At 62.6% G+C, this 15,583-nt stretch carries 17 protein-coding genes; 4 read left to right on the top strand and 13 right to left on the bottom strand.

Going from position 1 to position 15,583, the window contains the following annotated elements; translation table 11 throughout:
* Window positions 1-37 precede the first annotated feature (37 nt).
* The 3 genes from MO486_RS02120 to MO486_RS02110 all read left to right on the top strand — a co-directional run bounded on the left by MO486_RS02120 (window position 38) and on the right by MO486_RS02110 (window position 1,561).
* The gene (locus tag MO486_RS02120; protein WP_242904190.1) at window positions 38-490 is read left to right on the top strand and encodes a thioesterase family protein; all 453 of its coding nucleotides are present in this window, start codon (window positions 38-40) and stop codon (window positions 488-490) included.
* 82 nt (window positions 491-572) lie between these two features.
* Window positions 573-1,076, top strand: coding sequence for a nuclear transport factor 2 family protein (locus MO486_RS02115; protein ID WP_242904188.1), 504 nt, complete (start codon window positions 573-575; stop codon window positions 1,074-1,076).
* A gap of 104 nt (window positions 1,077-1,180) precedes the next feature.
* On the top strand, window positions 1,181-1,561 hold the full coding sequence (locus MO486_RS02110; RefSeq protein WP_242904185.1) for a VOC family protein: 381 nt from the start codon (window positions 1,181-1,183) through the stop codon (window positions 1,559-1,561).
* 350 nt (window positions 1,562-1,911) lie between these two features.
* Here the strand turns inward: MO486_RS02110 and MO486_RS02105 are convergent, their stop codons facing one another.
* The 6 genes from MO486_RS02105 to MO486_RS02080 form a co-directional block, all read right to left on the bottom strand.
* Window positions 1,912-2,214 carry a GyrI-like domain-containing protein gene (locus MO486_RS02105; protein WP_242904183.1) on the bottom strand — a complete coding sequence of 101 codons (303 nt, stop codon included), beginning with the start codon at window positions 2,212-2,214 and terminating at the stop codon, window positions 1,912-1,914.
* 407 nt (window positions 2,215-2,621) lie between these two features.
* A complete protein-coding gene (locus tag MO486_RS02100; protein WP_242904181.1) occupies window positions 2,622-3,026 on the bottom strand; it encodes a VOC family protein in 405 nt (134 codons plus the stop codon).
* Between the two features lie 104 nt (window positions 3,027-3,130).
* Entirely contained in the window at window positions 3,131-3,829 is a 699-nt protein-coding gene (gene mtnC / locus MO486_RS02095) for an acireductone synthase (protein ID WP_242904180.1), read from the bottom strand.
* A 2-nt stretch (window positions 3,830-3,831) separates the two neighbouring features.
* The gene (locus tag MO486_RS02090) at window positions 3,832-4,389 is read right to left on the bottom strand and encodes an acireductone dioxygenase (protein ID WP_242904179.1); all 558 of its coding nucleotides are present in this window, start codon (window positions 4,387-4,389) and stop codon (window positions 3,832-3,834) included.
* Window positions 4,386-5,021 (bottom strand): methylthioribulose 1-phosphate dehydratase, encoded by a 636-nt coding sequence (locus tag MO486_RS02085; RefSeq protein WP_242904178.1) that lies wholly within the window; start codon window positions 5,019-5,021, stop codon window positions 4,386-4,388. Before MO486_RS02085 ends, MO486_RS02090 begins: the two co-directional genes overlap by 4 nt.
* A 101-nt stretch (window positions 5,022-5,122) precedes the next feature.
* The gene (locus MO486_RS02080; protein WP_242904177.1) at window positions 5,123-6,604 is read right to left on the bottom strand and encodes an amino acid permease; all 1,482 of its coding nucleotides are present in this window, start codon (window positions 6,602-6,604) and stop codon (window positions 5,123-5,125) included.
* Between the two features lie 152 nt (window positions 6,605-6,756).
* On the opposite strand from MO486_RS02080, the gene MO486_RS02075 reads away from it, so the two are divergent.
* Window positions 6,757-7,305, top strand: coding sequence for an NUDIX hydrolase (locus MO486_RS02075; protein WP_242904176.1), 549 nt, complete (start codon window positions 6,757-6,759; stop codon window positions 7,303-7,305).
* A gap of 86 nt (window positions 7,306-7,391) precedes the next feature.
* Here MO486_RS02075 and yeiP read toward each other — a convergent pair whose 3' ends face one another.
* From yeiP to MO486_RS02040, 7 genes are all read right to left on the bottom strand, one after another.
* The gene (gene yeiP / locus MO486_RS02070; protein WP_242904175.1) at window positions 7,392-7,958 is read right to left on the bottom strand and encodes an elongation factor P-like protein YeiP; all 567 of its coding nucleotides are present in this window, start codon (window positions 7,956-7,958) and stop codon (window positions 7,392-7,394) included.
* A 106-nt stretch (window positions 7,959-8,064) separates the two neighbouring features.
* Window positions 8,065-8,835 carry an SDR family NAD(P)-dependent oxidoreductase gene (locus tag MO486_RS02065; protein WP_242904173.1) on the bottom strand — a complete coding sequence of 257 codons (771 nt, stop codon included), beginning with the start codon at window positions 8,833-8,835 and terminating at the stop codon, window positions 8,065-8,067.
* A 355-nt stretch (window positions 8,836-9,190) separates the two neighbouring features.
* Complete coding sequence (locus MO486_RS02060) at window positions 9,191-9,682, bottom strand: GNAT family N-acetyltransferase (protein ID WP_242904172.1); 492 nt, start codon at window positions 9,680-9,682, stop codon at window positions 9,191-9,193.
* A gap of 1 nt (window position 9,683) precedes the next feature.
* Window positions 9,684-12,257, bottom strand: a complete 2,574-nt coding sequence (locus MO486_RS02055) for an EAL domain-containing protein (RefSeq protein ID WP_242904597.1) — start codon at window positions 12,255-12,257, stop codon at window positions 9,684-9,686.
* Between the two features lie 5 nt (window positions 12,258-12,262).
* On the bottom strand, window positions 12,263-13,177 hold the full coding sequence (locus MO486_RS02050; protein ID WP_242904171.1) for a hydroxymethylglutaryl-CoA lyase: 915 nt from the start codon (window positions 13,175-13,177) through the stop codon (window positions 12,263-12,265).
* A 1-nt stretch (window position 13,178) separates the two neighbouring features.
* Window positions 13,179-15,173: an acetyl-CoA carboxylase biotin carboxylase subunit gene (locus MO486_RS02045; protein ID WP_242904170.1), complete on the bottom strand. Its 1,995-nt coding sequence runs from the start codon at window positions 15,171-15,173 to the stop codon at window positions 13,179-13,181.
* On the bottom strand, window positions 15,173-15,574 hold the full coding sequence (locus MO486_RS02040) for a VOC family protein (protein WP_242904169.1): 402 nt from the start codon (window positions 15,572-15,574) through the stop codon (window positions 15,173-15,175). Before MO486_RS02040 ends, MO486_RS02045 begins: the two co-directional genes overlap by 1 nt.
* Window positions 15,575-15,583 lie beyond the last annotated feature (9 nt).

The following is a 15,583-nucleotide window of genomic DNA, read 5'->3' as shown; positions in this document are numbered from 1 at the left end:
CTGCGATGTCCCTTCTCGCGCATGAGGATGAAACGACATGTACATCAAGACGCTTTACGCGGGCTGGGCGGACATGGATTTCAACTCCCACATGAAGAACACGGCATACCTCGACAAATCTGCCGATGTTCGACAGATGTTCCTGATCGAAAGTGGATTTCCTGTTGAAGAGTTCTCGCGCCTCAGGATTGGTCCAGTAGTGAAGAAGGACGAGGTCGAGTACTTCGCCGAGGTTTATCTGCAGCAACACATTACAGTGACCTATTCAATCGCTGGCCACGCATTGGATGGCAGCCGCTTTCTCCTCAGGCACGAAATCTTCCGTCCAGATGGGAAGCTGTGCGCACGAGTAACGAGTCTCGGAGGATGGTTGCACCTCGATGAGCGCAAGCTCGTCGCACCGCCGCCGCCGCTCCTTGCTGTGATGAATTTGCTGGAAAAGACGGAGGACTTCATAGTCCTTCCATCGAGCATAAAGACCAATGTCTAACAGTTCATTCAAGCCGAAGCCGCTTCGCGGCTCCGCTTAGTCAGATGTTAGGCGCCGTACCAATCTTTCGTTGGAGCCGAACATGAAGCCATTCCAATGTGTCCTCATTGCAATCGCCCTCCTGATTTTTGCGGGCCACAGTCATGGTGCAGAGCCCCCATCTCAAATCGCCAAAACAGCCGACTTGGATACGATGCTCGTCAAGTATGCCGAGGCGGCAACAAAGTTCTATGACGGCCAGCCAGGTGCAGTAAAAGAGCTCTGGTCTCATGCGGATGACGTGACGCTATCTGGCGCAGCTGGCGGCGAGACAGCTAAAGGATGGAGCAATGTCAGTGCAAGGTTGGACTGGGCTAGCTCGCAGTTCTCCAAAGGATCCAAAGACATTGAGCTAATTCAAAAAACAGTGCGTGGCGACTTCGCCTATATAGTTCAATATGAACACATACTCTTCTATCCCCCGGGAAATCCTGCGCAATCAAAGCGAGACTACCGAGTCACTACGATTTTTAGGCGAGAGCCGGAGGGATGGCGAGTTGTTCACCGTCATGCAGACACACTCATGACCAGACAAACCATCCAGTGAGTATGCAAACGGCGCCTAACAATTCATTCAAGCCGAAGCTGCTTCGCGCCGCCGCTTAGTCATACCGCAGAACAAACCATCGTAGCGACCCACAAGGAACTCCCATGAAGCGTGTGACCGGCATCGGCGGCATCTTCTTCAAGTCTGCGGACCCGAAGGCCCTAAGCGCCTGGTACAAGAACCACTTGGGCCTTGACGTTACCGACTGGGGCGGTGCTCTTTTCCATTGGGGCGGAGAAGGTAGCGAGCCTGGAACTACCGTTTGGAGCCCGTTTGCCCAAGACACGAACTACATGCAGCCCAGCTCTGCCGCATTCATGATCAACTACCGAGTTGAGAATCTTGATGAGCTACTCGCAGTCCTCAAGGGTGAAGGGTGCAATGTCGTAGACAAGACCGAGAGCTCGGAGCAAGGCAAGTTTGGGTGGGTGATCGATCCTGAAGGCAACAAGATCGAGCTGTGGGAGCCACCGAAGGGGCAGTAGCGGTCTGCGGTCTAACGCTGAATTAAGCCGCGACTCGAATGAATTGTTAGCCGTCACTCCATTGCTTGTCGAACTATCGTCTTCCACCTGTCTGGCGATGCCCTGCGAACATCTGACAAGTAAATCTCGTGGTGCTTTCCCCTAAGAGCAGAGCGGCTTGCGACGTACTCATGAACGCGTTGAATGGTTGGCCCCTCTTAATGGACCAATGTGCAGAAGCTGCGTACAGCGCCCCTCTCTGAATTTCTCAAAGCGAAGCCCTTTAATCCCAGGTAGGTCTTTCTTGGGCCGAATGTTATGCACAGTTGACTCAATTTGATCTTTGGTCACGAATGATGGCTGCATGATCATTAGTGTCCATTTCCATTTCGCTTTTCGGCTTTTTGGAAGCTGGACATGTCATCTGCCCACCACAGACCTTCAAGCGGCATCACAACATAGTCGATGCCACTGTCCTTCTTGGTTGAGAACTTTACGGCGTAAGAGACAGAAAAAAGAGCTTCTACGGCTCCCTTGCACATCTGTGAGGTGTTGGGGTCGCCTTCGCCGTCGATCATTAGAAAGCTGAACTGAGGAACATTCACCTCAGAAACTTCCTTGGCGGATGGTCTGTAGAGTTGCTTGAACTCAGCTTTTAGGTCGAGCTTTTCCATGAGCCACCAGTGACGGCTAACGCTAGAATTAAGCCGAGCCGAGAAGCGCCTTCGGCTTGAATGAACTGTTAGACCGCGCCCCCGAGTAACTGATAATCATGTGTTGAAACCCCGGGAGTGTCTTGACTTGAGCTCCAGATAGCAGGCCGCGCAGACAATTTTCCTGTTATTGAACCCACAGAATGCTTCTGTCTTATCGTCCTCACGCAAGAACATCGCCTCGCAATCCTCGCACCAGGCCTGCAGATCGTTTGGATCGCTACTGTTCTCGACAAAGCCCACAGGTAGGACTTTGGACTCGATCATGTGGCCGCAGACAACAGCAGCAATACAGGCGCCGCCGTGTGTCTTGCAATTGATTCTTAGTGCGTCGTGTTCTGACATGGCTGCGTGATCTAACAGTTCATTCAAGCCGAAGCCGTTTTCGCGACATCTCTTGAGTAGTCGTAGAAGACTCGGAAGACATTGCCGTCCAGATCGGCAGCGGTGAACTCATGGAGCATCCAGGGCTTCGACTCTGGTTGGGCCGTGATCGTGGCACCGTTCGCCTGCCACTCCGCGTGCTGTGCATCAACCTCAGCCTTGCTATCGAGGTTTAGCCACGTGACGACGGGCGGCGAGTTGGCGCGCTTTTCCCGGAACGCTGAGTCAGTCAGGAACATCCGGCATTGCCCGCGCGAGACACCCGATATGCCGTCGTCTTTGCTGCCCCAGTCGACGTCGAAGCCGAGACAGTGCTTGTAGTAATCGAGGGCGGCTTCCATGTCACTCACCGGGATCTCGGGCACCGCACCGGGGAAGGTCTTGTGCATGGCGGCTCCTTGACTACTGACTCTCGCTCCGCGGGGTTGCCGCTTGCGAGGCTTGGCAGTTCACTCAAGCCGAAGCCGCTTCGCGGCTCAGCTTGAGCAGGCGATTAGCGATCGACGTTGATATCCGCGAACGACTCCACCCGGACATGGCCGTGCGTGGCCTCGCCCGTTCGCGGCTGCGGATAGTCCTCGCGCCGATCCAGCATCACCGTGCGCAGGCCGGCTTCACGTGCGGCGTCGAGTTCCTCGATGACATCGGAGAGGAACACGATGTCCTCGGGTCGGTGGCTCAGTGAATCGGCGATCAGGCGATAACTGTCGGCGCTGCGCTTGTGGCCGACTTCGGTATCGAACCAGGCAGAGAACACGGGCTGCAGGTCGCCGGCTTCGCTGTAATGGAAGAGCAGTTTCTGCGCGGCGACCGAGCCCGACGAATACACCGCCAGTGAGTATCCGGCCTCATGCCAGCGCTGCAGCATCTCCGCGGCGTCGGGGTAGACGTGCGCCCGGTAATCGCCACGTTCGTAGCCTTCGCGCCAGAGCATGCCTTGCAGAGCCTTGAGCGCGGTGTGTTTGCGATCCTGGTCGATCCAGCCCTGCAGGGTCTCGACGATGACGTCGTCGCTGCAGATACTGCCGTGCTCGACCGCGACCACGTCCAGCCAGTGCCGCACGTCCGGTTCGTGGCCGTGCTCGTGGACGAAGCGCGGCAATTCGCGTCGCGCGTAGGGAAACAGCACGTCCTTGACGAAGGAGATGCTGCTGGTGGTGCCTTCGATGTCGGTGAGAATGATCGTTTTCAAAACTAGCCCGCTTGGCCAGGTTCGTAACGCGGGAATTTCTGTGCGATGTCGGTGCCGGTGAAATGCCCGACCCAGCCATCCGGCTCGGTGAAGAAACGGATCGCGACAAAACTCGGCGAGGGACCCATGTCGAACCAGTGCTTGGTGCTGTCCGGTACGGCGATCAGGTCGCCCTGTTCGCACTTGATCTCGTAGACCTTGCCGTCGACGTGCAGGGTGAACAGGCCGGAGCCGGCGACGAAGAAGCGCACTTCGTCTTCCTTGTGGAAGTGCTCGTCGAGGAACTTCTTGCGCATTTCCTCGCGGTTCGGGTTGTCCGGCGCGATGCTGACCACGTCGACGGTCTTGAAGCCGCGTTCGTTCACCAGGCGATCGATGTCGGTGCGATACGCGGCCATCACGTCTTCCGACGACGCGCCCGGTGCGATCGGTTGCGTCGCCTGCCACTGCTCGAAGCCGACGCCGATCTGCGCCAGCTCGCGCGCCATGTCCGCCTGCACGCTGGTGCTCGACAGTGGGGCGTCGGGATGGTCTTCGGCAAAGATTCGCAAGCGGCTCACTTCAGTTTCCTCAATTCCAGTTCGCAACCCAGCAGGAATTCGAACGCTTCCAGGTGCCGCCGCGCCTCGGCCATGTCGCGGCCCCAGGCATACAGGCCGTGGCCGTCGATCAGGTAGCCCCACATCGGTCGCTGGTCGAGCAGGGCGTCGACCTGTGCCGCCAGGGTGTGCATGTCCTGCGTGTTGGGCAGCACCGGGATATCGATCTCGGTGTCGTGGGTGGTGTTGCCGGTGAAGGCTTTCAAGAGCTCGTAGCCTTCCAGGTGCACGTGTCCGGCGCCGGCATACAGGCGCGAGGCGATGGTCTGTGCCTTCGAATGCGTGTGCAGCACGCAGCCGATTTCGGGAAAACGCTTGTACAGCTGGGTATGCAGCAGGGTCTCCGCCGACGGCCGGTGCTCGGTGGCGACCGGGTTGCCATCGAAGTCGACGACCATGATGTCGGCCTCGGTCAGCCTGCCCTTGTCGCGACCGGAGACGGTGATCGCGGCGTGCCTGTCGTCAAGCCGGTGCGAGAAATTGCTGCTGGTCGCAGGCGTCCAGCCAGCGGCGGACAATTCGCGCACGTTGGTGATGATCTCGCCGGCGAGGTGGCGCAGGCGCTGGACGTCGAAGGGGAGGGCGTCGGTCATGACGCGGAGTTTAACAAGCTTGGGCGGAGAGTCCGGGCAAGGACTTCCGTAACAAAAACGGCGCGGTTGCCCGCGCCGTTTTGATGACCATGACCGCTGGATCAGCCGCCAATCGTCGGCGGTGGTACTTCCAGTGTCGGGATCGCATCGCCGCGGGCGATGTGGCTACGGCTGCGGCTGTAGAGGAAATACACGGCCAGGCCGATTACGGCCCAGATCAGGAACAGCTTGATCGTGTACCAGCCGAGGCTGAAGAACAGCAACAGGCAGCCGGCCATCGCCAACGGGCCGACGATCCACACCAGCGGCGTCTTGAACGGGCGCGGGCGGTTCGGCTCGACCTTGCGCAGGATCATCACACCGGCGGCCACCATGAAGAACGCGAACAGCGTGCCGGAGTTCGAGATATCAGCCAGCGCACCGACCGGGAACATCGCCGCGAACAGCGACACCGCGATGCCGGTCACCCAGGTCACGACGTGCGGGGTGTGGAACCGCGGATGCACCCGGGAGAAAGATTCCGGCATCAGGCCGTCGCGCGACATCGTGAACAGGATGCGGGTCTGGCCGAAGATCATCATCAGCACCACCGACGGCAGCGCGACGATCGCGGCGATCGCGACCCAGTTACCGATCTGCGGGTAGCCGAGTTCGCGCAACACGAACGCCAGCGGCTCCTTCGACTGCGACAATGCGCCGCCCGGCTGCGCGCCCATCGCGCCGACCGCCGCGTAGGACACCAGCAGGTAGAACACGGTGCAGATCGCGAGCGAGCCGATCAGGCCGATCGGGATGTTGCGGTTCGGGTTCTTGGTTTCCTCGGCTGCGGTGGAGACCGCGTCGAAGCCGACGTAGGCGAAGAAGATCGAGGCAGCAGCACCCAGCACGCCCACGCCCGACAGCGGCGTGCCCCAACCGTTCGGCAGCATCGGCGAGAAGTTGACCGACTGCACCGCCGGCATGGCCAGGATGATGAACGCGCTCAGCGCGACGATCTTGACGATCACCAGCATCGCCGTGAACTTCGCCGACTTCGACGTGCCCAGCACCAGCAGCAGGGTGATGAGCAGCGACACCAGGAACGCGATCAGGTTGAACGAACCGGCGGCCGTGGTGCCGTCGGGGAGATTGATCGTGTCGCCCGGACCGGCTGTCAGCGCGATCGGCAAGCCCATGCCTATCTCTCGCAGGAAGCCGTTCGCGTACCCCGACCAGCCCACTGCCACGGCCCCCGCCGCGACCGCGTATTCAAGGATCAGCGCCCAGCCGACCATCCAGGCGATGATCTCGCCCAGCACGGCATAGGAATAGGTGTAGGCGGAGCCCGAAACCGGCACCATGGCGGCGATTTCGGAATAGATCAACGCGGTCAGCGCGCAGACGAAACCGGCGATGACGAAGGAATACATCATGCCCGGGCCGGCCTTGTTGGCCGCGACCGCTGTCAGCACGAAGATGCCGGTGCCGATGACGGCGCCGATACCGAGCATGGTCAGGTCGAAGGCGCCAAGCTGGCGCTTCAATGACCGTTTCTCGGCGGTTGCGAGGATGAGATCGAGTGATTTCTTGCGTTCGAACAGCATCGCGTAGTTCCCCAATGGCGAAATGCGGGTAGCGGACAAAAACCGCCGAATTGAACCCGGCGACCTTACCCCGTCGCATCGCGCCGGCACAAGCGCCGAACGGGGGTGACACGCGATAATTGCAGCCTCCGATAGCTTTGGTGCATTGCAGCATGAGCGTGGTACAGGCAGAGGCTCTTGATTTCCTACTTGAAAATTATTGCCAGCGATGGCCAGAGGAGGCTGAAGCGGTCGCCCTGTTCATCGAGTTGCTGGACGACCGCGCGAATGCGTTCCTGCGCTCGCGGCTTGCTGGACACTTCACGGGTTCGGCGTGGCTGGTCGATCGCTCCGGTACACGTGTACTGCTTACACATCACCGCAAACTCGAGCGTTGGCTGCAGCTCGGCGGCCACGCCGATGGTGAAAGCGATCTGGCGCGCGTCGCGCTGATCGAGGCGGAGGAAGAGTCGGGCTTGTCGGATTTGACTGTCGAGCCGGCGATCTTCGATCTGGACAGGCACTGGATTCCCGAACACAAGGGCGTGCCGGCGCACTGGCATTACGACGTGCGCTACGTGGTACATGCCGACGCGAACGAGGACTACATCGTCAGCGACGAATCGCACGACCTCGCGTGGCGCGAGATCACATCGTTGGTCGACGATGAAGCGGCGGATCCGTCGTTGCGGCGGATGGCCGAGAAATGGTTGGCACGCTGAGAATTCCTGTGGGAGCGACGTGAGTCGCGATCCGGACCACACGATCGCGACTCACGTCGCTCCCACAGGGGAAGGGGGCACGGGGATCAGTCGGCGCGGCCGGCGAACTCGCCCGTAGTCGTATTCACCAGCACCCGCTCGCCGGTGGTGATGTACTCCGGCACCTGAATCTCGATCCCGGTGGACAGCTTGGCCGGCTTCGGACGCTTGGTCGCGGTGCCACCCTTGAGCTCCGGGGGCGTCTCGACGACTTCGATCGCCACGCTCGACGGCAGCTGTACCGCCACGGGCATGTCGTCGATGATTTGCACGTAGCAGCCGCTCAATTCGTCGACGATGTAGCCGGCCGCGTCGCCGACCACGTCGGCATCGAGCGTATACGGGGTGTAGTCCTCGTCGTCGAGGAACACGAACGCATCGCCGTCCTTGTACGAGAACGTCGCCTGGCGGCGCGACAGCTCGACTTCCTTCAGTTCGTCCTCGGCACCGAGGCTGAGGTCGAACTTGGTGCCGCCCGGCACGCTGTACATGGTGAAGCGGAACTTGACGTTGCCGCCGCGGCCCTGCGGCGAACTGCGCTCGATGTCGCGCACCTGGTAGACGGTGCCGTTGTGCTCGACCACGTTGCCTTTCTTGATGTCGTAAGCCTTCATTGCGTATGTCCGTCCATGCTTTTTCGTAGGAGCGGCTTATAGCCGCGAGCTGTTGATTGGATCCCGTAAAAAGCTCGCGGCTATAAGCCGCTCCTACAGGTAAGGGTTATTTGGGTGCGAGACGCGTGGCGCCATCGAGGCGGATGGTTTCGCCGTTGAGGTAGCGGTTCTGCAGGATGTAGGCGACCAGGTCCGCGAACTCTTCCGGCTTGCCGAGGCGCGACGGGAAGGGGATCGACGCGGACAGGGACTGCTGCACGGCTTCCGGCATGCCATCGACCATCGGCGTCCAGAAGATGCCCGGCGCCACCGTCATCACACGGATGCCGAAACGCGACAGCTCGCGCGCCATCGGCAGGGTCATGCCGACCACGCCGCCCTTGGACGCGGAATACGCGGCCTGTCCGATCTGCCCTTCGTACGCCGCGACGGAAGCGGTGTTGACGATCACGCCGCGCTCGCCGTCTTCACCGGCTTCGTTGTTTTGCATCAGCGCGGCGGCGGCCTTGGCGACGTTGAAGCTGCCGACCAGGTTGACCAACACGGTGGTCTGGAACGTCGACAACGGCATCGCGCCTTCCTTGCCCAGCACGCGGCCGGCACCGAGGATGCCGGCGCAGTTGATCGCCGCGTTCAAGCCACCGAGGAACTCCCTGGCGGTGTTGACGTTGGCGACCACGCCCGCTTCGTCGGTGACATCGGTCTTGAAGTAACGCGCGTTGGCTTCGCCGAGCGTGGCGACGGTGGCCGCGCCCTTGTCGTCGTTGACGTCGAACAGTGCGACCTTGCCGCCGTGGGCCACGAGGTGCTGGGCGACGGCGAAGCCAAGGCCGGAAACGCCGCCGGTGACGATGGCGCGGGTGGTGGCGAGTTGCATGGAGAGTCCTGCGAGCGGAAAACGGCAATTTTAAGCTTTTCCCTTCTCCCTTCGGGGTGAGCGAGTGCTGCTTGCGAGCCATTGGCTCGCGCACCCGCGAACGCCTCGGTGCTATGCGCCGAGGCCGGGGCAGGTGCCCGGAGGGCGGATGAGGGGTCGGCGAAGCGACAGAGGTCGAACCTGTAGCGAATGTTTGGGATAGCGAAATGATCTGGAGTTGCTATCGCTTGGCCGCCCCCTCACCCCAACCCGCACCCCAGCCCAAGCGCATAGCGCTTGGGTGTTCGCTGACGCGCGAGCCAGTGGCTCGCAAACGCGCCAGCTCACCCCGGTGGGAGAGGGGCTTAAACGAGATTCACAGGTCCCGCAGGTAGAACGTGTTGCAACCGCCATGCCCGGTTGCGCCCAACGGGCCGTCGATGCGGCGGAAGCCGGTCCGCTCGTACAGCCGCATCGCCGCGTCCATGTTGCCCAGCGTTTCCAGGTAGCAGCGCTTGAAGGCGAAGCCGCGCGCGGCTTCCAGACAACGTGCCATCACGGCGGCGCCTGCACCGAGTCCCCGCAGCCGTGGCAGAAAGTACATCTTGCGCAATTCGCAGGTGTCGGGGTCGCCACCTTCCAGTGGTGCGACGCCGCCGCCGCCTTCGACGATGCCTTCGCGCTCGACCACGAAGAACGCGCTGCGCGGCGCGTTGTAGGCGCGGGACATCCAGTCGACTTCCGGGTCGTTGATGGCGAAGCCGCTGCCGATGGCGCCGAATTCAGGCATCACGGAACGGATGATCGTGGCCATCGCGGCATCGTCGCGCGCTTCGATCGGGCGGATGAGGAAAGGTTGCGTCGGCATATCAGGCATTGGCGAGGAGGGATTGTGAAAAACGGAAGCCGAACTCTTCCGACGTCAGCCCCGGGGCGAACAGGAAGCCTTGTCCGGTCGTCACGCCCAGGCGTAGCAGGAACTGGCGCTGGGCTTCGGTCTCAACGCCCTCGGCGACGAGGGTGAGGCCCAGGCTCTGGGCGATGCCCGCCACGGCCTGGCAGATCGCGACGTCCGACGTGTTGTTCGGCACGCCTTGCAGGAACAATTGGCTGAGCTTCAGGCCGTGGATCGGCAGGCGGCGCAGGTAATTGAGCGCGCTGTAGCCTTCGCCGAAATCGTCAATGCTGAGCACCACGCCGAGGAGTCGCAGTGCGGCGAAGGTGGCGAACGTGTCGGGCGCATCCTCGATGAGGACGCGTTCGGTGAATTCGAGTTCCAGGGAATCGCCGGACAGCCCGGCATTGCCGAGTGCGGTGGCGACGGTGTCGGCCAGGTCCTCGACAAGGAATTGGCGGTAGGAGACGTTGACCGCGACCCGGGCGATCGGCAGTCCGGCTTCGCGCCAGCGCCGCACCTGCTGGCAGGCCTCGCGCAGCACCCAGCCCCCGATGCGGACGATGTCGCCGGTGGTTTCGGCGTGACTGATGAAATGGTCCGGGCGCATCTCGCCCAGCGCTTCGTTGCGCCACCGGATCAACGCCTCTGCGGCGATCACACGACCACTGGCGAGGTCGACCTGCGGCTGGTAGACCAACGTCAGCTCGCGGTTGTCGACCGCGCGGCGCAGGTGCGTTTCCAGCTGCAGCCGCTGCAGTTGCTGCTGCGCCAGTTCGGGACTGAACACCTGCCAGCCGTTGCGGATGCGGCGCTTGCTGTCGTACATCGCCACGTCGGCATTCTGGATCAGCACCTGCGGGCGTTCGCCGTGTTCTGGCGCGCGGGCGATGCCGATGCTGGCGGTGATGCTGAACTCCTCGCCGTCCATGCGGAAGCTGTCGCCGAAGACGTCGAGGATGGCCGCCGCGAGCCGCTCCGGCCGCATGCTGTCGTCGCCGATCGAGCAGACCACCAGGAATTCGTCGCCGCCGAAACGCGCGATCAGGCCTTCGGTGCCGACGGCGCGCTGGATACGGTGCGCAGCGCTGGCGATGACCTGGTCGCCAGCGCCATGTCCGAGCACGTCGTTGACCACCTTGAAGCGATCGAGGTCGATGTACAGCACGGCGACATCCGACTGCGCGCGATCGTCGAGGCGTGCCTCGAGTTCGGCCAGCACCGCATCGCGATTGAGCAGGCCGGTGAGCGGATCGGTGCGCGCCTGCACGCGCAGTGTTTCCTCGGATTGCTTGCGCTCGGTGATGTCCTCGACAGTGCCCGCCAGGTGGGAGCCACTGGGGTCGCTGACTTCGGCTTCGCCGATCACCTGCACCCAGATCGTGTGGCCGTCGCGGCCGACGCCCTGCAGTTCCAGATCGAAGCTGCCGCCGTGCTCGCTGATTCGTTGCAGCGCTTCCTGGAAGCGACGACGGTCGGGTTCGCGTAAACGCGACTGCATGCTTTCAATCTGCATGCTCTCGGTGGTTTCGGTTTGTGGCGGATCGAGGATGCGCTGCGCTTCCGCAGTGAGATACAACCGGTTGCGGCCGGCATCCCATTCCCAGCCCCCGATATGGGCCAGGTCCTGCACGCGATCGAACAGCGTGCTGTCGCGCTTGAGCTCGGTGACATCGGAAAACATCGACAGCACCTTGTGCGGCTTGTCCTCGCCGGACGCGAACTGCGGCACGGCGGTCACCGACAACCACTTCAGCTTGCGCAACCTCCGGTTATAGAAACCGAACACCGCACTGCCGACGATCTGCCCGGTCTTCAGTGCAAGTTCGAACGGTCTTTCTTCCCGGGCGATGGGTCGGCCATCTTCGTTCACTACCAGCCAGCGTTCGGAAGCGAATTCCTCGTCGAAGCTCAGGCCTTCCTCGATGTTGAACAACTGTATGGCCGCAGGGTTCGCATAGGTGATGTGGCCATCGGCATTGCGCACCAGGATGGGTTTGTCGATCGATTCGAGCAGTTCGCGGTAGCGGAGTTCGGCTTCCTGGCGGCCGCTCATGTCGCGGGCGACCGCAACGATGCGCTTGTGGCCCTCGTCGACGAAACCGGCCGAATGCACTTCGACCGGGAAGCGTGTGCCGTCGCCGCGCATGTTGGTGACTTCGACGACGTAGGTTCCGCCGTGACTGAGCGCGTTCCAGACCGGACCCATGTGATCGCGGGGCAGATCGGGATTGATGACGTGGATTGGTTTGCCGACGATATCCTCGCGTGGCCGTTTGTACGCGGCCATGCCCGCCTTGTTGAGGTCGAGCACGGTGCCGTCCCAGTCGATGATGCTGACCGGGTCTGGAATGGTGTCGAACAAGGCGCGAAAGCGGTTGCGCTCGGCTTGAGTGGTAGCGAGTGCGGCCTGCAAGGTTCCGTGCGCTTGCTGCAACAGCATGCGAGTGGCTTCGGGTAGCGCCGGGTCGCGGCTGGCGTATTCGAGAGCCACCAGCATCGCGGCCGCATCCGCAGCAGCGGAGGCGCGATCGAACTCGGCCTGCATGGCGTTCACGCGGCCGCCAGCGCCTGCGTGACCTTGCTGCCGCTACTGCGGCCGAGTAATGCGGCGAGCCAGCGGCCGGTGTCGACCAGCTTGTCGAGATCGATCCCGGTGGCGATGCCGAGGCCGTGCAGCATGTACACGACGTCCTCCGACGCGACGTTGCCGCTCGCGCCTTTCGCATACGGGCAGCCACCAGTGCCGGAAACCGACGAGTCGACTACCGCTACGCCTTCCTCGAGGCAGGCGAGGATGTTCGACAGGGCCTGCCCGTAGGTGTCGTGGAAATGCACGGCGAGGGCCGACATCGGGACTTCTGCGGCGACCGCACGCAACATCGCACGCGCCTTGCCCGGCGTGCCGACGCCGATGGTGTCGCCGAGCGAGATCTCGTAGCAACCGAGATCGTGCAGGCGTTTGGCTACCCGCACGACATCGGTGACCGGCACATCCCCTTGGTACGGGCAGCCGAGCACGGTCGAAACGTAGCCGCGCACGCGCACGCCATCTGCTTTCGCGCGTTCGAGCACGGGTCGGAAGCGTTCGATCGATTCGTCGATCGAGGCGTTGATGTTCTTCTGGTTGAAAGCTTCGGAGGCCGCGGTGAACACCGCGATTTCATCGGCGCCAACCGCACGCGCCCGTTCGTAGCCTTGTTCGTTCGGCACCAGGACCGGGTAGTGCACGCCGGGCTTGCGCCTGATCCCGGTGAATACCTCCGCCGCATCGGCCAGCTGCGGTACCCATTTCGGACTGACGAAGCTGGTCGCCTCGATCGTCTGCAGTCCAGTGGCGGAGAGCCGATCGATCAACTCGATCTTGGCGGCAGCCGGCACGATCGTCTTTTCGTTCTGCAGCCCGTCACGCGGGCCGACTTCGACGATGCGAACAGCCTGTCCTGAAGCCGGGTCGGGCAGGGTCATGTCAGTCTTCCAGCAGCACCAGCGCTGCGTCGGCTTCGACGAAATCGCCGACGCTGGCGCGCAGCTCGGAGATGGTGCCGGCGCGCGGCGCCTTCAAGCTCAATTCCATCTTCATCGCTTCCATCACGAGCAGCTCCTGGCCTTCGGCGACAGCGGTTCCGACGTGAACCTTGACCAGCACGATCCGGCCGGGCATCGGTGCCGTCACGCGGTTGCCGATGCCGGCAGCGGCAACGCCCTCGCGAAGATACACCGCGATCGGCTCCAACCGCAGTCGGCGGTTGCCATCATGGACCGCGACCCGGCGCTCGTCCTGATCAACCTGGAAGCGGCGTCCGCGGGCGTCGATGCGTGCGCTCAATTCGCCACCAGCAAGCCGCGCCCCTGCGATGTCGGTGTGTACGTCGTCGTGTTCGATGCGGTAGTGGCCGTCGCTGCCGTGCGCGATGAGTTCCAGCCGTGCGCCGCGATGGAGGAAGGCGAGATGGCGCTTGCCGGCATGACCGAGGCGCCAGCCGTCTGCGATGGCCCAGGGCGAGTGCGGGTCGGTCGAATGCGCGGCACGTTCGCGTGCTGCCTGTTCCTGTGCCAGGAGCCGCGCGGTGGCCGCAGCCAGCAGCAGGTCGCGGTCGACGGTCGCGGTCGGCATGAACTCGTCGAGGTGGCGGTCGAGATAGCCGGTGTCGATGGTCGCATCGACGACGGCCGGATGCCGTATGAGGCGCTCAAGGAATTCGATGTTCGACTTCGGGCCGCTGATCTCGCATTCGACCAATGCCTCACGCAGGCGCGCCAGCGCGGTCGGGCGGTCGCGATCCCAGACGATCAGCTTGGCGATCATCGGGTCGTAAAAAATCGTGACTGTGTCGCCTTCGACCACGCCGGAGTCGATGCGTATGTGTTGCGAAGGCGTGGGCAGCTGCAAGCGTTCGAGCTTGCCGGAACCGGGCAGGAAGCCCGCTTCCGGATCTTCCGCATACAACCGCACTTCGATGGCGTGGCCGTCCTGCCGCACCTGTTCCTGCACCAGCGGCAGGGCTTCGCCCGCGGCGACACGCAATTGCAGTTCAACCAGGTCGAGCCCGGTCACCAGCTCGGTCACAGGGTGTTCGACCTGCAGGCGGGTGTTGATCTCCATGAAGAAGAACCCGCCGTCGGGGGCGACGATGAATTCGACGGTGCCGGCGTTGACGTAGTCGATCGCACGCGCGGCCTGGACTGCCGCTGCGCCCATCGCCGAGCGCAACTCCGGCGTGAGGAACGTCGATGGCGATTCCTCCAGCACTTTCTGATAGCGACGCTGGGCCGAGCATTCGCGTTCATTGAGGTGGATGACGTTGCCATGGGCATCGCCGAACACCTGGATTTCGATATGGCGCGGATGGCTGACGAAGCGTTCGAGCAGCACGCGATCGCGGCCGAATGCACTTTTCGCTTCGCGCTGGCAGCTTTCCAGCGCGGGCATGAATTCATCCAGCACGCGCACGATGCGCATGCCCTTGCCGCCGCCGCCGTGCGCGGCCTTGATCATCAAAGGGAAGCCGATGCGCGCCGCCTCGCGCGCCAGCACTGCGGGCGACTGGTCGCTGCCGGTGTAGCCGGGCACCACCGGCACGCCGGCGGCCTGCATGAGTTCCTTGGCGCCGGCCTTGCTGCCCATCTTGCGCATCGACGCCGCCTTCGGCCCGATGAAGACGATGCCGGCGGCTTCGACCGCGTCGGCGAAGTCGGCGTTCTCGCTAAGGAAGCCATAGCCGGGATGGATCGCCTGTGCGCCGGATCGTTTCGCTACTTCGATGATCGTGTCGCCGCGCAGGTAGGACTCCTGCGGCTGTGGCCCGCCGATGCAGTAAGCCTCATCGGCTTGACGCACGTGCTGCGCGCCGGCGTCGGCTTCGGAATACACCGCGACAGTGCGAATGCCGAGCCTGCGGCAGCTGCGGATCACGCGACACGCGATTTCGCCGCGGTTGGCGATGAGGATTTTCGAGAACATCAGCGCGGGGCTTCCGGCAGGTGGCAGACGGCTTCGATGTTGTGGCCATCCGGATCGAGCACGAATGCGCCGTAATAGTTGGGGTGGTAATGCGCGCGGATGCCCGGCGGACCGTTGTCGCGGGCCCCGGCCGCGAGCGCGCCTGCATAGAACGCGTCGACATCGGCACGCGACTTCGCGTGCAGTGCGACGTGGACGCTGCTGTCGCGGGTCACGTTGCCGGTGCTGATCCAGAACGCGGGCTTGCGGTCGGCGCCGAAGCCTGCATGGTGCGCATCGGCCCCGGTCATCTCCGGCGTCACTTCCATCAGCAGGCCGTAGCCAAGCGGCGCGAGTACGCGCTCGTAGAACGCCTTGCTGGCGGCGAAGTCGGAAACCTTGAAGCCGACGTGATCGATCATGGCGATGTC

This window comes from Lysobacter sp. CFH 32150, from assembly GCF_022758295.1.
In the GTDB taxonomy this organism is placed as follows: domain Bacteria; phylum Pseudomonadota; class Gammaproteobacteria; order Xanthomonadales; family Xanthomonadaceae; genus CFH-32150.
This window is presented reverse-complemented; position numbering and strand designations above follow the sequence as displayed.